The organism is Planotetraspora sp. A-T 1434, from assembly GCF_025420585.1.
Lineage (GTDB): Bacteria > Actinomycetota > Actinomycetes > Streptosporangiales > Streptosporangiaceae > JAOEGB01.
In genome coordinates this window covers 25,778-49,324 of the sequence record NZ_JAOEGB010000010.1, presented here as the reverse complement: position 1 = coordinate 49,324, position 23,547 = coordinate 25,778, and the positions used below count along the sequence as shown (strand labels likewise).

Sequence of the window (23,547 nt, the reverse complement as noted above, 5' to 3'; positions counted from 1 at the left end):
CACCGTGACCGAGACCTATGACCTCCGCCGGACGGCGGTTCTGCTGGTCGACCCCTACAACGACTTCATCTCCGACGGCGGCAAGGCCTGGCCGCTCGTGGAGTCCATCGCCAAGGAGGTCGGCCTCCTGGACAACCTGCGCGCCGTCGTCGGCTCCGCCCGGGAAACGGGCGCGTCGGTAGTGTTCGTCCCGCACCGCCGCTGGGAGCCGGGTGATTACGAGACCTGGGCCCACCCCAACCCGACCCAGCGCGGCATCCAGGCGCGGCACACGTTCGCCCGCGGCACCTGGGGCGGGGAGTTCCACCCCGACTTCCAGCCCCAGCCGGGCGAGGTGGTGGCCAAGGAGCACTGGGCACAGAGCGGGTTCGCCAACACCGACCTCGACTTCCAGCTCAAGCAGCACGGCGTCACCCACGTCGTCATGATCGGTCTGCTGGCGAACACCTGCATCGAGTCCACCAGCCGTTACGCCATGGAGCTCGGCTACCACGTGACCCTGGTGCGCGACGCCACCGCGGCCTTCGGACCCGAGATGATGCGCGCCGCCCACGAGCTGAACGGCCCCACCTACGCCCACGCCATCGTCACCACGCAAGAGATCGTCACCGCATTCGGGGGAGCGCAGTCATGACACTGACCGGAGAACTGCTGATCGGGGGGACGTCCGTACCCGCCACCGCGGGGACGATGAAGGCGCTGAACCCGGCGACCGGGGAGCTCATCGAGCCGGAGTTCGCCTTCGGCGGCGCGGCCGAGGTCGACCGGGCGGTGCGCCTCGCCGACGAGGCCTTCGACAGCTACAGCCACACCGGGCCGGCCGAGCGGGCGGCGTTCCTCGACCTCATCGCGGACAGGCTCGATGCGGTCAAGGAGGAGCTCGCCGAACGCGCCTCGCTGGAGACGGGCCTGCCCGCCGCGCAGTTCGAGAGCGAAACCGTCAAGTCCGCCGAGCAGTTCCGCAAGTTCGCCATCGTCGTACGGCAGGGCAGGTTCCTGCAGGCGACCATCGACCCCGCCCAGCCGGACCGGCGGCCCGCGCCGCGTATGGACCACCGGATGCAGAAGGTCGCCCTCGGCCCCGTGGTGATCTTCGGCGCCAGCAACTTCCCGATCTCCTACTCGGTCGCCGGTGGTGACACGGCGTCAGCTCTGGCCGCCGGCTGCCCGGTCGTACTCAAGGCACATAATGCCCACCCGGGGACCTCCGAGCTGGCTGGACGCGTCATCCAGCAGGCCGTCACCGACGCGGGGCTGCACCAGGGCGTCTTCTCGCTGGTGCGTGGTGCCGGCAACGAGATCGGCGAGGCACTGGTGGACCACCCGCTGGTCCGGGCGGTGACCTTCACCGGTTCCCAGGGTGGTGGCATGGCCCTGTACCACCGGGCTCAGCGGCGCCCCGACCCCATCCCCGTGTTCGCCGAGATGACCAGCGTCAACCCGACCTTCGTGCTGCCCGCCGCCCTGGCTGCCCATGGCGCGGAGATCGGTGCGGGCTTCGGCCGGCTCGCGCTGTACACGGTCGGGCAGATGTGCCTGAAGCCGGCCATCCTCCTCGCCATCGAGGGCCCCGGCTTCGACGACCTGCGCGATGCCGCGATGGCCGAGGTGCGAAAGGTGGCCGCGCGGACCATGCTGACGCCTGGCATCCACGACTCCTACGTCCGCAACGTGGGACGGATGGAGGACTCCGGTGCCACGCGGATCGGCGCGGGACCGGACCCGATCCGCGAGTGGGACGGCCAGTCGCTGTTGTACGAGGTGACCGGCGAGCAGGTGCTCGCCGAACCGGCGCTCCGGGAGGAGGTCTTCGGTCCTTCCATCCTGCTGGTCCGGCTGACCGACCTGGAGCAACTGTTCCAGGTGGCTCGCGCCTTCCGGGGACAACTCTCCGCCACGATGCACATCGAAGAACTCGACCACGCCGACGCCGCACGACTGCTGCCGATCCTGGAGCGCCGCACAGGCCGGATCGTGGTCAACGCCTTCTCGATCCCGCAAGAGGTCTCCTACGCCACCGTCCACGGAGGTCCCTTCCCGGCGACTTCGGACAGCCGCTTCACCTCCGTCGGGATGAGCGCGATCGAGCGATTCCTGCGCCCGGTCACCTACCAGGAATTCCCGGATGGACTGCTCCCGGAGTCGCTCCGCGAGGCCAACCCGTGGGGGCTGTGGCGACTCGTCGACGGCGAACTGGCCCGCGACTGAGCCGAACCTCGCCTATGCGGGCCCATTCGAAGTCGTCGACCGGCCGCTGTCGTACGGCTTGACCCGTCGGCGAGCGCCACGGCGGCGAAGGCATACGCGACCGCGGGGACAGGACGGTCGTGGCCCTCCGCTGCGGTCCTCGATCACGGCCCGGCCGTACGCAACAGGGAGGCGAGCGCCTGCTCCAGGTCTGAGATGCCGGTGTAAAGGACTCCGGTCATGCCGAGCGCCACGGCGGCCTCCACGTTCTCCATGCGATCATCGACGAACAGGCACCGTTGCGGCGGAACCCCCGCTCTCTGCGCGGCGATGTCGTAGATGCGCCGGTCCGGCTTCACGACCCCGACGCGGGCGCTGCTGACCACATCGTCCGCGAAGTGGGCCAGACCCAGCCACGCGAGGTCGTCTTCCAGGCTCGTGGTCGCGTTGGTCACCAGCACGACAGGCACATGAGCCTGCGCTTTCCGGAGCAGGTCCAGCACGCCTTCATCAGCCCAGAAGCGTGCGTTGGCGAATGCCGTGGCCAGCTCGCGTGCCTTCGCCTCCGACGCCAGGCCGGAGAGCGCGGTCACGATCGACTCGGCCCACTGCTCGGTCGTGATCTCCCCCAGGAGCGCCGGCAGGTCCTGCTCGGGTGCGAACGCGATCTTCGCTGTGACACCTTCCGCCAACCCGGCAGCCCGCTCCAGCGTGACCAGTTCAGTCGTGTCGTAGAACCGTATGACGCCATCGAAGTCACACAGCACTGCTTCAAAAGGCAAGGTCATCAGGACTCCTGCTCAGGGACAAAGCCGTGCACGCCAGGGGGTGGGTGCCGTGCTCGGCCGCGGGTGCCACATCCGGCCATAGCTTCTCCGCGTCGGCCGGCGTGGGCAAGACCGAGAACTGCCGATAGGAAAACCGATCGCCTTGCCGGCGTCGCGCTGCCTATGCTCGCCGTCGTGCCTGACGTGATCCTCCGCCCATCCGCCCGCATCCTGCTGGTCGACCACCAGGAGCGGATCCTGTTGTTCCGGGGTCTTGGGCCGACGAAGAATCCCGACTACGCCTGGTTCACTCCAGGCGGCGGCGTGAGGCCGGGTGAGGCCCTTACCGAGGCCGTGGCCCGTGAGCTTGAGGAGGAGACGGGGCACGCGGTGAGCCCCGGCGCTTTCGGACCGATCGTGGCCACCAGTTCGGGCCACTGGATAAGAGCCGACGGCCAGTTGTTCCGCGCCGATGACTCCTTCTTCTTCCTCCGCGTGCGGGAAGTGGAGGTGGACATCTCCCACATGGAGGATCTCGAACGCTCGCTCATCGACCGCTACCACTGGTGGACACTGCCGGAGCTCAAGACCACCGATGAGCGCGTCATCCCACTCGGCCTCGCTGAATTGCTGGAACGCCTGCTTACCGGAGACCTGCCTCGTGAACCGGTCATCCTGCCGTGGCACCACCCCGAGCCCACGGATTTCCTGTAGGTCCGATTCTCCTCGTTTATGTCATCATGGGCTTGACTCTGTGGCAGGATGATCAGTCGCCGAGCCGCCCGACTCGTTGGCGGCAGTCGATGAAGGGACAGAGTGCGTGCTCAAGCCCATCAAGAGGATCTTCCTTGCCGCAGCCCTGACCATCGGCGGGGTCATCGTCAGCCCGGCACACGCGCTCGCGGCCGGCTACAGCCCTGAGGGTGTCTGCGGAGCGGGGTTCGGGCGGGTGGCCGACAGCAAGCGAGCGGTGAAGACCTACTCCGGCGACATCTTCGGCTACGTCTACCTGCTCTACAACCGTAAGACCGGCTACAACTGCGTCGTCACGATCAAGACCGCGTACGTCGGGACGCAGACGTACACCTCCGCCACTTTGAAGACCCAGACCAGGCGCGTCCGCGACGAACCTGTTCGGACGGCGAGCAAGACGGACGGCCGCAAGTACAAGTACTACGCGGGTCCCGTGAAGCTGTACGCCAAGGGCCTGTGCGTCAAATACTCCGGAACCATCTGGGACACCCGGAGGGACGCGGCGATCGCCACCGGCGGCCGGAACACCTGGGGCAACTGCGGCTGAACCCCTTCCGGATCCCGCAGGGCGCCGGGCCACCCGGCCGGACGCGTGATTGGGAACACCGCTGTCAGCCCTTGCCGGCTCCCAGGGTGAGACCGGCGACGAAGTGCCGCTGCAGAGCCACATAGACCACGAGAGTCGGGATCACCGTGATGGTGGCCCCGGCCGCGATCATGTTGTAGTCGAGCAGGAACTGTCCCTGCAGGTTGGTGATGCCCGTGGTGATCGGCGGCCGGTCGCCGATCACCTGGCCCTCGCCGACGAGGTTCTGGATGACGAGGACGCTCAGCAGTTCGAGCCCGTTGGTGCCGCGGTTGATCAGGTACACGATGTCGAAGGCGCGCTACCGCCTCGATGACCGTGATGACCACGACCACCAGTCGACGGCGCCGGGAGTCCCGGCGATGCCGAGCAGGTTGTTGACCAGGCCCTCGTTGCGGGCGTAGACGAGCTGCCAGACGATCCCCGACCATGGCCAGCGAGAGCATCACCGGGGTGAAGAAGATGCTCTGGTAGAGGCGGGTGCCGCGGATCTTCTACAGGGCCGCTACTGGGTCGATTCCTCCAGGTGTGCTGTTGAGGCGCCGCAAGCGGACGAGCGCGCTGGCGTGGTCGCCCCGTGGCATGTCGAGGGGTAGGCCGAAGTGCAGGAGCACGGCTCCCGGATATGTCCTCCCGGTCTCAAGGTCCTGGTAGACGGCCTCCGGCCGTACCGCGGCCAGGCGCAACGGCGCGGGCCCGTGGCCGTACGGGCGGGTGGGGCACCACGCGAGCACCACGTGGTCGTCCCCAAGGGCGTACTCGAACGCGGTCAGCGTGCCGTCCCCGCGCAGCCGGTGCTGGTCACCGTGCTGGACGACCGGCCGGATGCGTTTGTAAGCGGCCACCAGCTCGGCGCTCTCCTTCAGCTCCTCCTCGCTCCACGTGGTCAGGTCGCCACCGATGCCGGGGACGCCGGCCATGGCGACGTGGAACCGGAAGCGCAGCGGAGTCCGCCGAGCGGTGGCCACGTTCGGGCTGTCAGTGACCCAGGCGCTCATCACCTGTGCCGGGTACAGCTGACTGAAACCGTGCTGGATGCCGATCCGGTCGACCGGATCGGTGTTGTCGGAGATCCACACCTGGTCGGTGCGGCTCAGGATGCCCAGGTCGGCCCGCCCGCCGCCGCCCGCGCACGCCTCGATGCGCAGGCCCGGGTGATCGGCCCGGAGCCGGTCCATGATCCGGTAGACCGCGCGGGTGTGATCGATCCACACGCGGTCGGGATCGGGGTGGCCGGGCCATCCGGCCTCGGTGAACGGGCGGTTGGCGTCCCATTTGAGGAAGTCGATGCCGTGGTCGGCCACCAGCCGGTCCAGCCACGAGTGGGTCCACTCGGCGGTGTCCGGCCGGGCCAGGTTGAGCACGAGCTGGTGGCGCATCTCGGTCCGGTCGCGGTTGGCCATGTGCAGCACCCAGTCCGGGTGGGCCCGGTAGAGGTCGCTGTCGGGGTTGACCATCTCCGGCTCCACCCAGAGCCCGAAGCGCATGCCGAGCCGGTGCACCTCGGCCACGAGCGGGCCGAGGCCGGAGGGGAACCGGGCCGGGTTGGGCGCCCAGTCGCCCAGACCGGCCCGGTCGCTGGTGCGCGCGCCGAACCAACCGTCGTCCATCACGAACAGCTCGACGCCGAGGCTTGCGGCACGAGCGGCGAGGGCCATCTGGCCGGCCTCGTCCACGTCGAACCCGGTCGCCTCCCACGAGTTGTAGAGCACCGGCCGCGTCTCGTCCGGATGGGCCAGCACGTGCCGCCGGACGTATCCGTGCCAGGCGCGGCTGGCGGTCCCGAACCCGTCCGCCGTGTAGAGGCCGGCGAACACCGGCGTTTCCAGCGCCTCGCCCGGTGCCAGTGACCAGCTGAGCCCCTCGTGGCCGAAGCCGCCCGTCCAGGTGGTCCGGCCGACCGGGTCACGGTGCAGGGTGACCCGCCAGCTGCCGCTCCACGCGAGCGCGGTGCTCCAGACCTCGCCGTGGTCCTCACCGGCGGTGCCGTCGTCGACGGCCAGCCACGGGTTGGCGTGGTGGCTGGTCATGCCGCGCCGGCTGGTCAGGACCGTCTCGGCCACTGGGATGTCGGCCTGCCGGAGCTGGAACTCGCTGTTCCAGCCGCCGACGAGGTGGCTCACCCGGTAGCGCGTGCGGTGCGGCGCCGTCCAGGCGGCGGAGTCGCAGCGCAGCACGGTGACCGCGGACCCGGCGGCCTGGTCGTCGAGGTTCTCGATGATCGTCCAGCGCTCGATCACGTCGCTGTCGTCGTGCACCCGGTAATTCAGCGTCACGCGCAGCGGGTAGTGCCGGTCCTGGAGGTGGATGCGCAGGTGTCCGCCGTCGATGTCATGGCCGGCGTATCGCCACTGGACACCGCGGGTGCCGTCGGCGAAGCGCACCAGCAGGCTGGGCGGCCCGAAGCGGGCGCCGCCCTCGGCCGCCAGCTCGTCCGCGCCGGCCACCGACTCGAAGCTGCTCGCCGCCGGTGACGTGCGCTCGGCCAGCTCGGCCGCCTGGGCGAGCGTCATCGCGGCTCCCCAGTGGACGTGCTGGACGCTGTCGTCCTCGGCGAGCCGGATGGCATACGCCGTGGCCGGGCCGCGGAGCAGCCACAGTCGGTGGTCGGGGTGGTACAGCACAGCGGGCAAGTCTGGTCCTCGGTCTCGGCGGGCAGGCCAGTTGAGTGTCGCTGAGCGTAAATCGGCCCCGGCCCGGAAATCAATACTTGACGAAGGAAATTATTACTCCTAAGTTTCGGCCATGTTTCTCGAGACCGGCACCCTCGGGGCGCTCACCGTGACCCCGGCGGCGACGGCGGTGTTCACGATGGTGCTGACCGAAGGACCACTCAGCCGGGTCAGCCTCGCGCGCCGGCTCGGGCTGTCCTCCGCGGCCGTCACCAAGGCCGCGCGTCCGCTCATCGAGACGGGCTACCTGCGGGAGCTCGCCGCGACCAAGAGGACCGGCCTCGGCGCCGGACGGCCCGCAAGCCCGCTGGCCGTACGCGCCGACCGCGAGTTCTTCGCCGGGGTGAAGATCACCGAGGACGAGCTGATCGGGGTGGTGTGCGATCTCCGCGCCGAAATCCGGACCTCGGCCCATCGGCCGCTCGCCGGCGACGGCGTCGACGCCGTCGTCAACACGCTCGGTGAGCTCGTCGGCGAGTTGCTGGACGGCCCCGGCGGCTACCGGCACCGCACCCGCCGGCTGGGGCTCGCCATTTCGGGCGACGTGGACCGCACCACCGGCCTTGTCCGATATTCGCCGTTCCTCAAGTGGCGCGACGTGCCGCTGATGGAGCACGCGGCGAAGATCACCGGACTGACGGTGACGGTGGAGAACGACGTCAAGGCGCTGACCACGGCCGAGCACTGGTTCGGCGAGGGCGTGGGCGCCGAGTCGTTCGCCCTCGTCACCGTGGGCACCGGCATAGGCTGCGGCCTGGTCGTCAACGGCCGCATGGTCTCCGGCGCGTACGGTGTGGCCGGCGAGATCGGCCACATCGGCGTCGACATGGCCGGGCCGAGCTGCCACTGCGGCGGCCGCGGCTGCGTGGAGGCCATCGCCGGCACCCACGCCATCGTCCGGCAGGCCCGGGACCACTCCGACCTGCCCGACATGTCCATCGACGACGCGGTGGCCCTGGCGCGCGGAGGCGACCAGCAGATCCGCGCCGTCTTCGCCCGGGCCGGCCACGCGATCGGCTCCGGCATCGCGGCGGTCGCCAACCTCGTCGGCCCGGACCGGATCGTCGTGTCCGGCGAAGGGCTGGCCGCCTACGACCTGTTCGAGGCGCACATCCGCACGGGCTTCGAGCGCCAGGCCTTCGGCGCCGCCGTCCAGTGCTCCCTGTCCATCCGCCCGCTGCCCTTCGAGGAATGGGCCCGCGGAGCGGCCGCGGTGAGCATCCAGTCGCTCGTCGCCCCCTGACCCCGCCGATTTCACAGGCCCCGCCAGACTGTGCGGGGTCTCATGGCGACCACACTGGTCGCCGCGCCGTCTCCGCCTTCGTGGTGGTGGCGGGCGTCTCATCACCACCGACGTATGGATATCAAAGTGAGTAAAGGACAGATGACCGCCGGTGATCTCATGCTGGCGTGGCCGCGGCCCGCGTCGAACTGGTTCGAGGCCGCGCCCGTCGGCAACGGCCGGCTCGGCGCGATGGTCTTCGGCGGAGTCCACCGGAGCCGGCTCCAGGTCAACGACTCCACGGTCTGGTCAGGCGAGCCGGAGGGCCCGGCGAAGGCTCTCGCCGAGGTCCTCGCCTCGGGTGCGGGCCCGGAACGGCTCGCCGAGGTGCGGCAGGCCGTCCGCGACCGGGACTACCGGCGAGCCGAGGCCCTGCTGATGTCGTTCGAGGGACGGTACAGCCAGGAGTACCTGCCCTTCACGGACCTGTGGATGAGCCTGGCGGCCGGTGACGACGCCGTCTATCAGGGGCGCACGCTGAACCTCGACGACGGTGTGGTGACCGAGGTCATGGACCTCGGCGGGCGCACCGTCAGGCGGCTGACCTGGGCGAGCCGTCCGGCCGAGGCCGTCTGCGTCGAGATCACCGTCGAGGGCGGCACCGCGGACATGCGGGTGGAGTTGTCCTCCCCGCTGCGCGTGGTAAGCCGCACGGCCGATGTGTCGGGGCTCGCCCTGGGCATCGAGATTCCCGTCGACGGCGCTCCCCTGCACGAGCCGGATGTCGCCGAGCCGTTGCGCTATGGCGCTCCGGTCCCCGGCGGCTACGACCCGTTCGCCGCGGTAGCCGTACGGATCGAGACCGACGGCCACGTTTCGCTGGAAACCGAAGGCATGGGCTCGGTGGAAACCGGCGGCACGGGCTCCGGAGACGCCTGGTCGGTTCGCGGCATGACCCGGGCGCTGCTGGTTCTCACCAGCTCCACCAGCGCGGCCGACTTCTGGGCGCGGCCTGCCGGGGCGGCCCCGTCGGCGCCCTCGGCGTCTTCCGCGTCGTCCTCGGCCACCCGGGAAGTGCATCTGAAGCGTGCCGTACGCCGCGCCGAGGCCGCCGTCGCGGCGGGCGCGGGCGAGCTGCTGCGTGCGCATCGGGAGGATTTCCGCGCGTTGATGGACGCTACCGGGCTCGTCATCGGGACCCGGCGGGCGGGCACGTTCGATGTCGAGCGACACGTTCTCACTGGCGCGGACGAGCGCCTGGCCGCCACGGTGATGTTCCAGCTCGGCAGATATCTGCTCGCGTCGGCCTCCCGCCCCCATGGCGGGCCGCCCGCCAACCTGCAGGGCATCTGGAACGCGGACCTGCGCCCCGCCTGGTCGTCCAACTACACCATCAACATCAACACCCAGATGAACTACTGGGGCGCCGAGCCCGCCGGTCTGCCCGAATGCCACGAACCGCTGCTCGACCTGATCGAACGGCTCTCGCGGACCGGGCGTGAAGTGAGCCGGGAGCTGTACGGCACGGGCGGCTGGGTCGCGCATCACAACACCGACATGTGGGGATGGGCCCTGCCTGTGGGCATGGGCCACGGGAACCCCTCGTGGGCGATCTGGATGATGGGCGGCGTCTGGCTGGCCCAGCACCTCTGGGACCACTTCGAGTTCAGCCAGGACCTGGGCTTTCTCCGCGAACGCGGCTGGCCCCTGCTGCGCGGCTGCGCCGAGTTCTGCCTGGACTGGCTGGTCGACGGCCCGGACGGATGGCTCGACACCATCCCCTCCACGTCGCCGGAGAACTCGTTCGTCTCCGGCGGATCGGCCCCGGAGTCGCTCTCGTTCTCCACCGCCATGGACATGGCGCTGATCCGTGCCCTGTTCACGCACTGTCTCGACGCGGCCGAGGCGCTGGGGCTGGACGATCCGTTCAGCGAGCGGATCCGCGCGGCGTTGCCCCGGCTGCGCCCTCCGGGGATCGCGCCCGATGGCCGGCTGCGGGAATGGGCCGAGGACCACACGGAAGACGACTCGCACCATCGGCATCTGTCGCATCTCATCAGCGTTTACCCCCTCGGCCAGATCGATCCCGTTGAGACGCCCGACCTCGCGGCGGCAGCCGTACGGTCACTGGATGCCCGGGGTCCGGGCGCGATGGGATGGTCGTGGGCCTGGAAGATCGCGCTGCGCGCTCGGTTGGGCGACGGCCGTACGGCCCGGGACCTGTTCCTGGAGGCGACCCGGCCGTACAGCGACGACCCGGTGGTCAACGTGCCCGTCGACGGTTCGGTGTGGGGCGGGCTTCTGCCGAACCTGTTCAGCACGCATCCGCCGTTCCAGATCGACGGCAACTACGGGCTGATGGCGGCGCTGCTGGAAATGGTGGTGCAGAGCCACGGCGGCGTCATCCGGGTCCTCCCGGCCGTCCCGGCAGAATGGCCCGACGGGTCGGTGTGGGGCGTGCGCTGTCGCGGCGGGTGGAGCGTCGATCTCACGTGGCGAGGCGGCGAGCTCACCGCGCTGACCATCCGGAACGATATTCCCGATGGAGTCCGTACGGCACGCGTCCGCCACGGCGGGACGACGGCCGAGGTGTCCGTCGGCGGGGGCGAAGAGGTCCGACTCGGGCCGTCGCTGAACGTACGTGAAAGGACGGCGAGCCGATGACGGTTGACATTCTTCCCGGGGATCTTCCCGGCGAGGAGCAGGCCGATCCCCGGGCGTACCGGAGCCCCTACGAGGCGCCGGCGGACTTCGACGCCTTCTGGCGCGACACCCTCGACTCGGCGGCCGGCTACCCGCTCGACGTGACCCTCACCCCGGTCGGCACGAGGCTGCGGACCATCGACGTCTTCGACGTGACCTTCCGCGGGTTCGGCGGTCACCCGGTCAAGGCATGGTTGCGGGTCCCGCGACATCGGAGCGGTCCGCTGCCGGCCGTGGTGCAGTTCCACGGCTACTCCAGCGGCCGTGGCCACCCGCTGGAGGACCTGCTGTGGCCCTCCGCCGGTTACGCGCATCTGCTGATGGACACTCGCGGCCAGGGCGGCGGCTGGGCAGGCGGGCACACTGCGGACCCGGTCGGCGGCACAGGTCCGACATATCCGGGCTTCATGACTCAGGGGATCGCCGACAAGGAGACGTACTTCTATCGGCGGGTGTTCACCGACGCGGTGCGGGCGGTCCAGGCGGTGCGGGCCGTGGACATGGTCGATCCGGGGAGGGTCGCCGTCGTGGGCGCGAGCCAGGGCGGCGGGATCGCGCTGGCGGTGGCGGGCCTGGTCCCCGACCTGCGCGCGGCCCATTTCCAGGCGCCGCTGCTGTGCGACATCCGGCAGGCGACCCGGATAACCGGCAATGGACCGTACACGGAAATTACTGGATTTCTCGCAACACATCGGGGTTCGATAGCGAGCGTCTTTGAGACCTTGGCCTACTTCGACGGCATCGCCTTCGCGCAACGGGCCAACGCCCCCGCCTGGTTCTCCACCGGGCTCATGGACGACGTCTGCCTCCCCTCGACCGCCTTCGCCGCCTTCAACGCGTACGGGGGAAGGAAGGAAATAGCGGTATGGGAGTACAACGGACACGAGGCGGGCGGTTCACTCGACCTGGAAATAGCCCTGGACGCCTTCCACTCCTTGCTCTCCGCGAAGGAGCGGACGCCGTAGCGGTGTGACCGAAACGATCGCCTGGAGCGCCGACGGGCCAACCCATCGCCGTGATCATGCAGGGATTCCCGGAAACCCCGGGGACGTGGAGTTCCCTGGTCGTGACCATGCACGGATTCCGCCGTACGCGGTCTGATCAGTGCCGGCACTGTCTGTGATCACGCGGTGGCCGGTCCGCCGGGCGCACCCCCTTGCGAGCCGGTGGTAGGCGACCTGCCGTCGTACATTGAAAGGGAGGGCGCCGGGGGCCGGAGGCTGCGTCCGCGTGTGGGGGCGACCGCACGGGTCAGGCAGGGCGGCGCGCGGAGCCTACGGAGCACGACGGCCCTCTCAGATCATGATCATTAGAGGCCTTTCGCACCGCGCGGGCGCAGCGAGAAGGAGCGAACAATGACAGGTCGGATGGCCGGACGGGTGGCGCTGATTACGGGAGCCGGCAGCGGCATCGGGCGGGCGATCGCGGCCGGCCTGGCGCGTGAGGGCGCCCGGGTCGGCGTGCTCGACCTGCGCGCGGCCGCGGCCGACTCCACGGTGGCTGAAATCAATGCCAGCGGAGGCGCCGCCGCGGCGTTCACGGGCGATGTGAGCGTACGGAGTGACGTCCGGCGGGCCATCTCCGGCGTTGTCGGAGCCTTCGGCCGATTGGACGTCCAGTTCAACAACGCCGGCTTCAACAAGCCCATGCGTCTGCTCGACATCACCGAGGAGAACTGGCGGGCCATCATGGACGTCAACGCACTCGGGACGCTGATCGGCATGCAGGAGGCGGCCAAGCAGATGATCGCCCAAGGTGGCGGCGGGAAAATCATCAACACCGCCTCCGTCGCCGGCCGCCAGGGTTACCCGGACTGGGCCCCTTATTGCGCCAGCAAGTTCGCCGTCATCGCCCTGACCCAGGCGGGCGCGCGCGGTCTCGCCAAGCAGGACATCACGGTCAACGCGTTCGCTCCAGGTGTCGTCGACACGCCCCTGTGGACTCAGCTCAACAAGGACCTCATGGACATGGGCGCCTCAGAGTGGCCGGGGCAGGTGATGGAAGACCTCTCGGCGAACAGCCTGCTCGGTCGTCCCGCGCGGCCGGAGGACATCGTGGGCACCGCCCTCTACCTCGCGTCCTCCGACTCCGACTACCTCACCGGCCAGGTGGTGATGATCGATGGAGGCCTGGTGATCGTGTGATTCGCGGGAACGATCCCGGACCGGTGCGCTCCCGCCGGCGATCTCAGGGCAGGAGTTGCGGTAGTTCTTGTGATGCCCATGCGGCGATCTGGGCGCGCGAGGTGAAACCGAGCTTGTTCAGGATGTTCTCGACGTGGCCCTCGGCGGTGCGTTGAGCGATGACCAGAGTCGCCGCGATCTCCTTGTTGGTCAAGCCCTGAACGACAAGCCGCGCCACCTCGCGTTCACGATGCGTCAGCGGGCCGTCCGCCGCCGCCTTGGAGTCCTCCTCGTGACCAGCGGGCTTCTCCCCGATCGCCTCGGCAAGGGCCGCGTCCAGGCTGAGCGTCTCACCCCGCGCCATGAGGTCGGCGAATCGTTTCTCCCCGAGCGCGGCGGCTGTGCGCTGCTCGCATTCGTCGTGGTAGATCTCGAGGTGCTTGAAGAACACCGCGTCACAACGCCTCCACAGGACCGACAGCGCCCCGAACAACCTAGCGGCCAGCGCGAAATGGCCCTCAGAGACATGGATCCAGGTCAGCACCTCCAAGCATTGGATCACGGAATACTTGCAATCGACGAAATGCCTTCTGAGGTGCAAACTTTCCAATACCAGTTTGCGAGCGTTCGCGATGTCGCTCCGCCGCCACGCCACGATGCTGCCCGTCCACAGAGCGCAAGAGGCGTACCAGTGTTCATCCCGTTCGGCACTCACCGCATACGCCTCGTCGCATAAGGCGGCCGCGCGATCTACGTCTCCACGCAAGACAGCGACGATCGCTGTGTAGAACAGGGCACAACACTCGCCCATCGGATCGCCCGTCTCGCGCTGCTCGGCGACGGCCTTATCCAAGAACGCCTCGGCCCGTGCCAGGTCACCGCCGATGCCCACCGTCAGCCCGGTGAGAAGCGTGGTCCACGCGGAGGAGAGCCCGTCCTGAAGCGCCTCGGCCAATGCCCGCTGCTCAGGGAGCATCCTGCGGCCCGTTTCGATGTCGCCCTGGAGGAGCGCGAGCCAGCAACGATCACGAAGCGCGCGGGCTCGCGTGGGCGTGGGGCTGGCGTCCAGGGCGAGGAACTGGTCGAGCGCACGGCACCCCTCCGCGAAGAAGCCGCTGGAAATCCAGAAAACGCGGAGGGCGGAGACGATCCGAAGCCCCGCCTCAGCCTGGCCCGGCACGGTCAGGCAGTAATCGATGGCGGCACGCAGGTTGGCGTGCTCCGCCGCCACATAGGAGTACCAGTCCTCCTGGCCGGGGCCGAACCAATTGTCGTACATGCGTTCGGCGATCTGCTGGTAGTGATCCCGATGCCGGCGGCGAAGCGCCGCTTCTTCGCCGGAGGCGGCCAGTTTCTCCCGGCCGTACTGCCTGAGCGGCTCCAGCATGCGGTAGCGCAGCCACGAGTGGGACCGGTCGACCGTGATGATCGATTTATCCACGAGATCCGAAAGGAGGGAAAGGATGTCATGGTCGGCGAGGCCGGTCGAACCGCACACCGCCTCAGCCGCTTCCAGGTCGAAGCCGCCGGAGAAGACCGATAGACGGGCCCACAGCGTTCGCTCGTCCGGCGTGCAGAGATCGAAGCTCCAGTCGATCAATGCGCGCAACGTCCGATGTGGAGGCCTCACGGCGCGTTTGCCGCAGTCCAGCAGGCCGATGCAGTCGTCAAGGCGAGCGACAAGCTGCCCAATGGACAGCGCACGCACCCGCACCGCCGCGAGCTCCAACGCGAGAGGAATGCCGTCGAGTCGCCGGCACAGCCGTACCACGCTTTGACTGTTCTCGGCATTGAAGGTGAATGTGGGCTCCGCCGCGGCGGCTCGCTCGGCGAACATGGTCACCGCCTCGGACGACAGGGCGTCCGGGGTGCACTGGGCCACCTCATCCAGCTTCGGGAGCGACAGCGGTGGAACCACGAACAGGCGTTCGCCGGGGACGCGCAGGGACTCCCTGCTCGTGGCCAGGATCCGCACTTCAGGATCGGTTCGCAGCAGAGCGCTGGCCAGGTCGGCGCAGGCGTCCAGGAGATGCTCACAGTTGTCCAGAATGAGCAACAGGTGCTTGTCGAGCAGATAGTCGATCAGGGTGTCCATCTGCCGTTGTTGTACGGGATGACCTCGGAGGCCGAGGGTGTCCGCGACCGTCTGGGCGAGCAGCCGGGGATCCTGCAGTGAGGCCAACTCGACGAGCCACACACCATCGGGAAAGGCCCGCTGTGCGCCCGCGGCGACCCGGATGGCCAGCCGTGTCTTGCCCACACCGCCGACACCGGTCAAGGTCAGCAACCGTGTCGAGGTCATCAGTTTCTGTATGGTGGACAACTCTGATCGTCGTCCGACGAAACTCGTCACATCGGCTGGCAGGTTCCCCTTTCGCTGCCGCATGTTTTCATGCTATGCGACTGGACCCACATGGCACTTGGCCGCGGCTGACATCAGATCGGGGCCGCCGCACCGGCATGCCACGCGATCATTCGCCTTTATCGCCTTGATCGCCTTATCGATCCCCTCGGACCGCGGCCGCCAGCGACCGGCCGTCGCGCCGTAGCTCGGCCACTCGTCCCAGAGCGGCCCGGACCTCGGTCGACACGAGCGCCGCGATGAGCCATGACAGCGCCGCCGACGTGACGCAGAGCGTGCAGAAGGTTCCCGTCAGAATCGGCTGAGCGATCACCAGGACGACGCCCGTGAGGGCAAGAACGGCGGCGGTGAGCCCGAGCAGGACGACGATCCAGGGCCGGTCGTGCCAGCGGCTCCGCCCTCCGCTCAGCTCCAGCACGGCCTCGACGAGATAGGCGCCCGCGCCGAGGCTGGCGTCCGACACGGGAAGCATGCGGGAGATGGCCGACGTCAGGACCTTGTGCGAGCCGTCCCCGAAGATCGGGTCCCACACGGAGTGGAGCACGCCGTACTGATACAGCGCCAGGTAGGTGGAGATGGCGCAGCCGATGAGAGCGAGGAAGGCGATCGGCACGCGGCTTGTGAGGGAAGAGGGACCATCACGCATATTTGTCCGCCTACCCTCACCGCCCGGGACAATCTCGATGCCCGGAAGGTTGGCGGGTTCTTGAGCCGTTCACGGTCGTCGAGGGATTGCCCAGGTGAGGGAGGAACAAGCAGCGTCATTGGTAAGAGCCAAGCCGGGGCGCGGGCGAAGGTGATGGACATGAGGCGAGGCGAACCCAGGATCGTGGTGATCACCGGCTCCAGCGCGGGCGTGGGACGAGCGGCCGCCCGGATGTTCGGCGCCCGAGGCGACAGCGTCGCACTGCTCGCCCGGGGAGAGACGGGGCTCGCGGCCGCCGCCCACGAAATCGAGGCCGCCGGGGGCCGGGCGCTGGTCATTCCCACGGACGTCGGCGACTACCGCCAGGTGGAGGACGCCGCCAACCGGGTGGAGCAGGAGTGGGGACCGATCGACGTGTGGGTCAACGTCGCCTTCAGCACCGTGTTCGCTCCATTCACCCAGATCACCGCGGACGAGTTCCGCAAGGTGACCGAGGTGACCTATCTCGGCTACGTCCACGGCACCAAGGCGGCCCTCGACCGCATGCTCCCGCGCGATCACGGCACGATCGTCCAGGTCGGCTCCGCTCTGGCGTACCGTGCCATCCCGCTGCAGTCGGGGTACTGCGGAGCCAAGCATGCGATCAAGGGCTTCACCGAGTCTCTGCGGTGTGAGTTGCTGCACGACAAGAGCAGGGTGCGGGTCACCATGGTGCAGATGCCCGCGCTCAACACGCCGCAGTTCGACTGGGTCCTGTCGCGGCTGCCACACCGCCCGCAGCCCGTGCCGCCCATCTACCAGCCGGAGGTGGCCGCCCGGGCGGTCGTCTTCGCCGCCGACCACCCGGAACGCAAGGAGTTCTGGGTGGGCGCCACGACCGCCGCCACACTGCTGGCCAACCGGATCGCTCCGGCTCTGATCGACTGCTACCTCGGCAGGACCGGGTACGCCTCCCAGCAGACCGACGAGCCCCACCGGCCCGACAGCCCGGCGAACCTGTGGGAGCCGGCGGACGGCAAAGACGGCCACGACTTCGGCGCCCACGGCCGCTTCGACTCCCGGTCGCACTCCCGGAGCCCGCAATCCTGGCTCTCCCGCCACCGCAGGCTCGTGGCCGCAATAGCCGTCGGCGGAGCCGCACTGGCCACCGCCGCCACCCGGCTGGGCGCGGTCCGCGGGCTACCGTTCCAGCACAGCTCCTGACCGCATCGGCTCCTGACCGCGTCGACTGCTGCCAGCACATCTGGCGCCACTCGCCGACTTACGGCTCGGCCCCTGACTCAAAGTGATTTCAGCAGCTCATAGCCGAGCACGAAGAAGAGCACAACCGCGACACCGAGGATGGCGAGCAGTACGTAAGGAAGCCAGTCCTTGCCGCCGGAGCCGTCTTGCCGGCGGAGTCCTGCGGCCTCCTCCAGGTGACCGTGCCTGCTGGATACGCGCACACTCCGTCCTCGTGACATGGGGTTGCGCAGCTTCCTGAGGATGCGTGACACCGCGCCCTCAGGAGCGTTCAGGTTCCCTGAGCCGTCCTCATACGCTTCTGGATCGTCGGAAGGCGCCGGGCCGCCGAGCTTCGGCTCAAGCAGCGCGCTCTTCACCTTCATAAAAGTCGTAGGGTCGAGCCCGGCATTGCCGAGGTAGGAGAGAACGACCGTCTGGAGTAAGGTCTCGCCGGCACCCGCGCCGTGAGAGAGGATGGCGGCGGCGAGTAACGGTTCCCCACCGGGCGGAAGGCCTACGATTTCCGCGAACTCCATCGGCTCAAGGTTCTGGCCGTACGCCGCGACCAGCAACCTCCGAAGAACGCGGGTCCGATTCTCAATGGAGGCCGGGTGCAGGGCCTTGATCGCGTCCGACAAGTAGTTGTGCTCTCGCAGAGCACCTGCGATGTCCAGGCCCTCCTCCGCTGAGCCGCGTCTGGCCAGTTCGTCCACGATCTCCTGGATCAGTCTGCCGTCGTAAGGCTCTCGAGCCGCCACGTTGACCAGGTCGCCGGCCGAGTGCTGATCGAAGGCTCTCCTCAGCTCCGCCTTGTCGTCCAGGCGGCATGCCAGGGTGAGTCGCACGACGGCGTCGGAGGGCATCCGCAACATCGCCAGCAACAGACTTCTGCCGGGACTTCCGACGCCATCCAGAATCTCGTCCATGTTCCGCGCTGACAGCTTCGGGCCGTAGCCGACCTTCAAGATCACCGCGTGGAGCTGGAACAACAGGTCGTCGTCGACGTCCTGCCACGTCCACAGTAGTTGCCGCTCCGCGATGACTTCCTGGTAACGACGCTGCTCACCGGTGAAGAATCTGCCGCCCTGCCTGCTGACCATGTTGCCGAGGCGATCCAGGTGCTCGGCGAGCTTCCCGTCCTGCCTGGACTTCAGGAAGTCGGCGCACTCGTTGAGCAGGCGCTCCATCGTGAACTGGTCCGCGCTGATGGCCCGGGTCGCCGCGTCGTCGCGAGCCGTGAACTCGGAGAGCCGCGCCAGCGCCCGAGCGCGACCGTCCGGGCTGAAGGACATGGGCTCGGTGCCGGCGGCCAGCCACTCGATCAGCGCGGTGGGTTGCCCACAGCGATCCACCAGCAGATTCTGGTAGCGATGCGCATCATGGCGCGATGAGGACACTTCTGTCAGAGCCCCCCAGCGCACGCTGTGAACGCCTTCCGGCGCATGTTTGGTGAACGACAGCCGGCACTCGTTGCGAGCCTTGCTGGTCCACCATCGGCCGGCCGTGCTGCTCGTCCAGGTGGACGCACTGAGCCTGGTCCGCATGCCGTACGGGAGCAGAGAGAACACGGTGTCGAGGAACCGGAGGCGTTCCAGCCATGGGAGGGCTTCGCCTCCCACGACGCAGACGGGCTCGTCGGTCAACAGCAGCGCGGCCGCGCTGATGGCCTCAAGGCCGACCCGAGCGGCGATGTCCTCGATATTGGGCGCCTCGACGCTCACAGCCAACGGCTCGTCACGGACCGGCTCGCACGCCTCCAGCGCCGCGTGCAGCGCCTCGTACGACAGGTGGTGCTCGGTGACCTGCTCGTACGGCACACAGAAGTAACGGGTCTCCGCAATGGCGCGGCCCGTCCCATCCGTCTCGGCGGACGACTGTCGAATGGACAGGAGGAGCCACCTGTCCTGGCGTCCGCCGCCGACCCAGCCGATGGTCACCTGGGGCAGGTTCTCCGGCGTACCGGTCGAGTATCGAGCCCTGATGTCCATGAAGTGCGCCGGGGAGAACGGGCCTCGGCTGCATGCCAGGATCCCGTACTCGTCGCTGCTGCCGGGCTGTTTCCCCTCCAGTGCCCAATGGACGGTCAGGTGCGCCGTGCCCATCAGATCGTCCCGTTGTTCGGCTGACTGTTGTAAAACTGCTCGCCGAGCCAGACCATCGGCTCCATCACGTTGATCGGATGTACCCGTCCCCGAATCCGGAACTTGCTGGCGCCGGCCTTCAGACCTTGCTGGTTGCCCGTGACGTTGGGAACCATGTTCTGGAAGTCGCGCGCGTCGAAAACGTTTCTCTCCGGGTCGAGGTAGAACCCGATTGAAGACGTTACGAAAAACCGGATTCGGTCTTCCCGGAAATACTGATCGAGCGCGTTGACGACGAGGTCGGCGTTACCGCTTCTCGACACCTCGCAAAGGCGGTGGAACAGCCGCGCGGCGTCCTCGGGCTCGACCCTCGGAAATCCGTGCGGATCGTCGGGGTCGACCGTCAGCAGGCCGTCTCGCTCCGCGGTCTGCAATACCCTGCGGTCATCGAACTTGGTGATGCAGACCGCCAGGCTGTGGGGCAACTTCCCATCGCCGTGATCGTCCCCGGCGAGGATCTGCTTGGCGAGCTGGACCAGCGCCCGATAGAGGTAGTCGAACGCGTCTCCGTTGTCGAATTCGCGGATCGGGTCGAAAAGGAACACGATGCCCCGGCTCTGCACCAGGTTGTCGAGCAGTTCCTTCTGGTCGGTCGCGGAAACGGAGCCTCGGTCGCCGTAGAGCCCGCCGGGCGGGTCGAGCAGGCTGATGCCGACACGGGGGGCCGGAGCCGCCTTGGGCGGACCGCCGAACAGGCGACCACGCCGTCTCTCCGGGGCTTTCGGCTCCCCCACCAGGACCCAGCGATAACTTTCCATGTCGAGAGTCGCCTGCGGAAACTCCCCCCTGGACAGCGTGAGGGACTTCTCCTCCAGGAATTCGGCGGACGGATCATCCGCACCGATGATCTTCCAAGGCCCTCGCCTACGCATCAGCGCGATACTCAGGGACGCGAGGAGCGTGGTCTTACCGCTTCCGGGGGCGCCCCACATCGCGATGTTGTGGCTGGGGCGGGCCGATCCCGGATCAGGGTGCATGGCAGGGCCTCTTCTCTCGGTTTCAACAGTCCTGTTTGGGGCGGCCTCGATATCGGGAGCCCTGGTTATCGGGAGCCCTGGTTTCAGCCGTGTTCCGGTTCAGTCCACGGTCAGCGGGAAGGGGATCAGCTGATCTGGCGGCCTTCGGAGACCCATCCGCGCCGCGAGCGTCCTGACGTCCACGGCCTCCAGGTGGGCCGGCGCTCCCCCGCCCAAGCGCGACCAGGCACGGCCGGCCCGCTCCCCGGGCCTGTCGCAGATCGCGCCCAGGGTCATGCCCGGACGGTTCTCCAGCCGGCGCAGCAGTTGGGACCAGTCATGACGTGCCGGACAGGGAAGGATTTCCGACTCCACCCGTGGCGGGTGCGGCGGCCGCTCCCCGACCGTGAGAAGCGCCGTCCGCCCGGTGGCGGCGGAACCGAGCCGCCTGTCCACCTCAGCGAGCATGTCCTCCAGCCGTGCGGCGTCCGGGTAGCCCCTCGCGTCCGCTCCGGCATCCTCCAGGCGCCGCAGCGATTCCAGGGCGCGAACGGGGGACGCCGTCCAGGCCGCGACGTCGATCGGCGGGTCCGGGTCACGCGCGTCGTAGGAGTGCGCCCCGTAGGCGACGAGAGACACGTCAAGACGATCGGGCAGCTCAGAGGACAACGTTGTGATCATCTGACGGATCCGCCCCAGCCGTTCCTCGACCTTGGCGGGAGCCCCACAGGTCTCCACCGCGCAGATCAGGTGCATGGGGCCGCTGGGAGAGGCCAACCGGAGCGGCACTGCGGAAACCAGTTCCGCCCAATCGCGCTCGTCCTCGGTGAGCTCGGGCACCCCCCTGATGCTCATCCGGACGAGCCCCGGCCGCCTCAGCTCGGCGGTCAGCTCGTGCCGCCCTGCCGGCACCCGCGCGGCCTGAATCGACACCAGCACCGGATCCCGGTCCTGCCAGGAGACCACGGCGAACGCGACACCCTTCGCGTCGCTCGGTTCGCAGCGGAGCTCTCGGCGGACAAGCTTGCCGCGCCGGGCACCGAAGGGGAACAACTGCTCGGCGGTCAACTCCAGCCGGCCGTCCGGGTGCGCCCGAAGCAAGACGAGGTCGTACGGCCAGCGCAGGGGGTCATTGGCCATCGCCGCGCGGATCAGGTCGGCGACCACCACGGCATCGGCCGTGTAGATGCGGGCCTCCGGGCGCGCCTTCCGCAGCCATGCGATCGCCGTGTCGGTCGGCGAACCGTCGGGTAGCGGACAGACGAAGAACACGACGGCGCCGGACAGATCACCGGCGGCCCGCAGGACGGCCCGCTCCCCCTCGGCATCGCCGCTGTCCCACGAGGTGCGCCCGCCGAGGAGGACGGGCCAGGGCACGTTCCGGCCTCGGCACCGCAGGAACCCCACGTCGTCGCGGTCGAGGCGGTACGTGGTGATGCCTCCGGCGCCGAGTTCGACCACGACCACGCGACCCGTTCCGTCCAATTTCTCCGTCGCGTCGGCGAGAGCCGTGGGAAGCGGCACTTCACGCGGCACGGTCAATTCGGGCCTCCACGAGAGGTCAGTAGATTTCGCATAACACTCACCGCAGGACGCGCCAAATGAGTACAGACGTCCCCGAATGCCGGGATCGACGTGAAAATCGCCCTGCATGTCCGCTTCACGCTAAATAGCCATTTTTCTTAGTCATGTGGCCTATTTACTGGCATGTTATGATGCCTCACGCTTCGGGGAACCACAACGTCGGCAGAGGCACGTTAGGAAAGACGGACAAATCGGGAAAGGGAACCGATGAGAAGGTATCTACTTGCCCTATCCGGTGCCCGTCCCGAAATACTCGACCGCTGCCCGGGCGAGCGCGGCAAATTCGAGGGTGTCGGCGGAGCCGTACTCACCACCAGCGTGCTGGCCACCGTATCGATGACGTTCGCGCTGAACAGCGCGCTCGGTCTCAACATCTTTCTGGCGATCCCGGCGGCCCTGGCGTGGGGCCTGGCCATCCTCAGCCTCGACCGGTGGCTGGTCAGCACCATGCACTCGGGCGGCTCACGCCGGTGGAGACTGGCCGTCCCCCGGATCGTCATGGCCGTCCTGATCGGCGCCGTCGTCTCAACCCCGCTGGTCCTGCAGATCTTCAAGTCCGAGATCGACGCCCAGATCGTGGTGATCAAGCAGGCACGGGCCAACCAGTTCGCCAAGCAACAGCAGCAGGACACCATCGGCAAGGAAATCGCCGCCGACCGCAAGAGGATCGCCGACCTGCAGAAGGTGATCACCTCGGGCGGCGACGTCCCGATCGACCCCACCCGGGATCCGCTGGTCATCGCGCTCACCAAGCAGCGCGACGACCAGCGGGCCCAGGCGAAGCAGCACTACAAGGAGTGGCAGTGCCAGCTTTACGGAGGGCCGACCTGCCCCAGCAAGGGGCCCGGTGTCCTGGCGCAGGCCAGCGAGAAGGCCTACCGGAAGGCACAGAGCCAGGTCGACAAACTGAACGGGCAGATCGAGAAGCGGAAGAGCGAGCTCAGCGCCAACGACGACCAGGCCAAGCAGGAACGGCTCAACGACGCCAAGACCGAGCTGCCGAAGGCTCAGCAGTCGCTGGACGCCGCGGTCCAGCGGCAGAGTGACCTGCAGGCGTTGTTCGACGCGGAGAACAAGGTCACGAACGGACTGCTCATCCGCCTGCAGGCGCTCAACGAGGTGTCAGGTCAGGACTTCACCCTTCGGGGCGCCCACCTCCTGCTCTTCCTGCTCTTCCTGTTGATCGAGTGCCTGCCGGTGACGGTCAAGCTCATGATGAAGCCGGGCAACTACGAGCGAATCCTCGAACTCGCGGAGAAGCACGAATTTCGCGAGGCGAAGAACAGCTTCATCCCCTCGTCCCCCCTGTCGCGCTCGGGCACGGCCGACGACCACGGATCCGTATTCCAGATCTGGAATCGTCCGGACGCGGAGAAACCGGCGCCAGACCGGACTCGGCCCATGCCGGACCCATGGGAGGCTCCAGTGCCGTCACCCACCCGGCCGGATCCCGTAGACGTGACCTCTGAGCATTCAGACGCGACCTCTGAGCATTCAATGGATGACGAGCGCCTGCGTACCATGCACGACACGCGCAGGGCGCGGGCCCGCACATCGGACCCATCCGGCTCCACGCCCGCGCGTTCCGGCACCTTCGAACTGTTCCCCGAGGACGACTGAG

At 68.2% G+C, this 23,547-nt stretch carries 18 protein-coding genes; 10 read left to right on the top strand and 8 right to left on the bottom strand.

Annotation, left to right across the window (positions count from 1 at the left end):
- Positions 1-4: 4 nt before the first annotated feature.
- Together N5079_RS14730 and N5079_RS14725 are read left to right on the top strand one after the other, a co-directional pair.
- The gene (locus N5079_RS14730; RefSeq protein WP_261584313.1) at positions 5-634 is read left to right on the top strand and encodes an isochorismatase family cysteine hydrolase; all 630 of its coding nucleotides are present in this window, start codon (positions 5-7) and stop codon (positions 632-634) included.
- Positions 631-2,208: an aldehyde dehydrogenase (NADP(+)) gene (locus tag N5079_RS14725; protein ID WP_261584312.1), complete on the top strand. Its 1,578-nt coding sequence runs from the start codon at positions 631-633 to the stop codon at positions 2,206-2,208. The genes N5079_RS14730 and N5079_RS14725 overlap by 4 nt, the downstream gene beginning before the upstream one ends.
- Positions 2,209-2,351: 143 nt before the next feature.
- Here the strand turns inward: N5079_RS14725 and N5079_RS14720 are convergent, their stop codons facing one another.
- A complete protein-coding gene (locus N5079_RS14720) occupies positions 2,352-2,975 on the bottom strand; it encodes an HAD-IA family hydrolase (protein ID WP_261584311.1) in 624 nt (207 codons plus the stop codon).
- 174 nt (positions 2,976-3,149) lie between these two features.
- Between N5079_RS14720 and N5079_RS14715 the strand changes: the two genes are divergently transcribed.
- Both N5079_RS14715 and N5079_RS14710 read left to right on the top strand, forming a co-directional pair.
- Positions 3,150-3,668 carry an NUDIX hydrolase gene (locus N5079_RS14715; protein WP_261584310.1) on the top strand — a complete coding sequence of 173 codons (519 nt, stop codon included), beginning with the start codon at positions 3,150-3,152 and terminating at the stop codon, positions 3,666-3,668.
- A 106-nt stretch (positions 3,669-3,774) separates the two neighbouring features.
- Positions 3,775-4,254, top strand: a complete 480-nt coding sequence (locus N5079_RS14710) for a hypothetical protein (protein ID WP_261584309.1) — start codon at positions 3,775-3,777, stop codon at positions 4,252-4,254.
- 64 nt (positions 4,255-4,318) lie between these two features.
- Here the strand turns inward: N5079_RS14710 and N5079_RS14705 are convergent, their stop codons facing one another.
- Both N5079_RS14705 and N5079_RS14700 read right to left on the bottom strand, forming a co-directional pair.
- Positions 4,319-4,579, bottom strand: a complete 261-nt coding sequence (locus tag N5079_RS14705) for a hypothetical protein (protein ID WP_261584308.1) — start codon at positions 4,577-4,579, stop codon at positions 4,319-4,321.
- Between the two features lie 208 nt (positions 4,580-4,787).
- On the bottom strand, positions 4,788-6,917 hold the full coding sequence (locus tag N5079_RS14700) for an alpha-galactosidase (protein WP_261584513.1): 2,130 nt from the start codon (positions 6,915-6,917) through the stop codon (positions 4,788-4,790).
- A 121-nt stretch (positions 6,918-7,038) separates the two neighbouring features.
- Between N5079_RS14700 and N5079_RS14695 the strand changes: the two genes are divergently transcribed.
- The 4 genes from N5079_RS14695 to N5079_RS14680 all read left to right on the top strand — a co-directional run bounded on the left by N5079_RS14695 (position 7,039) and on the right by N5079_RS14680 (position 13,034).
- On the top strand, positions 7,039-8,208 hold the full coding sequence (locus N5079_RS14695; RefSeq protein ID WP_261584307.1) for an ROK family transcriptional regulator: 1,170 nt from the start codon (positions 7,039-7,041) through the stop codon (positions 8,206-8,208).
- A gap of 126 nt (positions 8,209-8,334) precedes the next feature.
- Positions 8,335-10,851, top strand: coding sequence for a glycoside hydrolase family 95 protein (locus N5079_RS14690; RefSeq protein WP_261584306.1), 2,517 nt, complete (start codon positions 8,335-8,337; stop codon positions 10,849-10,851).
- Positions 10,848-11,855, top strand: coding sequence for an acetylxylan esterase (locus N5079_RS14685; protein WP_261584305.1), 1,008 nt, complete (start codon positions 10,848-10,850; stop codon positions 11,853-11,855). Before N5079_RS14690 ends, N5079_RS14685 begins: the two co-directional genes overlap by 4 nt.
- A gap of 390 nt (positions 11,856-12,245) precedes the next feature.
- Positions 12,246-13,034, top strand: a complete 789-nt coding sequence (locus N5079_RS14680; RefSeq protein WP_261584302.1) for an SDR family NAD(P)-dependent oxidoreductase — start codon at positions 12,246-12,248, stop codon at positions 13,032-13,034.
- A gap of 43 nt (positions 13,035-13,077) precedes the next feature.
- On the opposite strand, the gene N5079_RS14675 is transcribed toward N5079_RS14680, so the two are convergent.
- Positions 13,078-15,399: an ATP-binding protein gene (locus tag N5079_RS14675; RefSeq protein ID WP_261584301.1), complete on the bottom strand. Its 2,322-nt coding sequence runs from the start codon at positions 15,397-15,399 to the stop codon at positions 13,078-13,080.
- 112 nt (positions 15,400-15,511) lie between these two features.
- Positions 15,512-15,988: a vitamin K epoxide reductase family protein gene (locus tag N5079_RS14670; RefSeq protein WP_261584300.1), complete on the bottom strand. Its 477-nt coding sequence runs from the start codon at positions 15,986-15,988 to the stop codon at positions 15,512-15,514.
- A gap of 186 nt (positions 15,989-16,174) precedes the next feature.
- On the opposite strand from N5079_RS14670, the gene N5079_RS14665 reads away from it, so the two are divergent.
- A complete protein-coding gene (locus tag N5079_RS14665; protein ID WP_410007789.1) occupies positions 16,175-17,224 on the top strand; it encodes an SDR family oxidoreductase in 1,050 nt (349 codons plus the stop codon).
- A gap of 77 nt (positions 17,225-17,301) precedes the next feature.
- On the opposite strand, the gene N5079_RS14660 is transcribed toward N5079_RS14665, so the two are convergent.
- From N5079_RS14660 to N5079_RS14650, 3 genes are all read right to left on the bottom strand, one after another.
- Positions 17,302-18,966: a hypothetical protein gene (locus N5079_RS14660; RefSeq protein WP_261584298.1), complete on the bottom strand. Its 1,665-nt coding sequence runs from the start codon at positions 18,964-18,966 to the stop codon at positions 17,302-17,304.
- Positions 18,967-19,346: 380 nt separating this feature from the next.
- Positions 19,347-20,363 carry an ATP-binding protein gene (locus tag N5079_RS14655; protein ID WP_261584297.1) on the bottom strand — a complete coding sequence of 339 codons (1,017 nt, stop codon included), beginning with the start codon at positions 20,361-20,363 and terminating at the stop codon, positions 19,347-19,349.
- A gap of 99 nt (positions 20,364-20,462) precedes the next feature.
- Entirely contained in the window at positions 20,463-21,884 is a 1,422-nt protein-coding gene (locus tag N5079_RS14650) for a hypothetical protein (protein WP_261584296.1), read from the bottom strand.
- A gap of 249 nt (positions 21,885-22,133) precedes the next feature.
- Between N5079_RS14650 and N5079_RS14645 the strand changes: the two genes are divergently transcribed.
- On the top strand, positions 22,134-23,546 hold the full coding sequence (locus tag N5079_RS14645; protein ID WP_261584295.1) for a DUF4407 domain-containing protein: 1,413 nt from the start codon (positions 22,134-22,136) through the stop codon (positions 23,544-23,546).
- Position 23,547 lies beyond the last annotated feature (1 nt).

What these genes read in the sequence shown, in the direction of transcription:
- N5079_RS14720 (WP_261584311.1), bottom strand. Translation starts at nt 2,975, where the DNA reads ATGACCTTGCCTTTTGAAGCAGTGCTGTGTGACTTCGATGGCGTCATA.
- N5079_RS14725 (WP_261584312.1), top strand. Translation starts at nt 631, where the DNA reads ATGACACTGACCGGAGAACTGCTGATCGGGGGGACGTCCGTACCCGCC.
- N5079_RS14685 (WP_261584305.1), top strand. Translation starts at nt 10,848, where the DNA reads ATGACGGTTGACATTCTTCCCGGGGATCTTCCCGGCGAGGAGCAGGCC.
- N5079_RS14695 (WP_261584307.1), top strand. Translation starts at nt 7,039, where the DNA reads ATGTTTCTCGAGACCGGCACCCTCGGGGCGCTCACCGTGACCCCGGCG.
- N5079_RS14645 (WP_261584295.1), top strand. Translation starts at nt 22,134, where the DNA reads ATGAGAAGGTATCTACTTGCCCTATCCGGTGCCCGTCCCGAAATACTC.
- N5079_RS14675 (WP_261584301.1), bottom strand. Translation starts at nt 15,399, where the DNA reads ATGCGGCAGCGAAAGGGGAACCTGCCAGCCGATGTGACGAGTTTCGTC.
- N5079_RS14655 (WP_261584297.1), bottom strand. Translation starts at nt 20,363, where the DNA reads ATGCACCCTGATCCGGGATCGGCCCGCCCCAGCCACAACATCGCGATG.
- N5079_RS14680 (WP_261584302.1), top strand. Translation starts at nt 12,246, where the DNA reads ATGACAGGTCGGATGGCCGGACGGGTGGCGCTGATTACGGGAGCCGGC.
- N5079_RS14665 (WP_410007789.1), top strand. Translation starts at nt 16,175, where the DNA reads ATGGACATGAGGCGAGGCGAACCCAGGATCGTGGTGATCACCGGCTCC.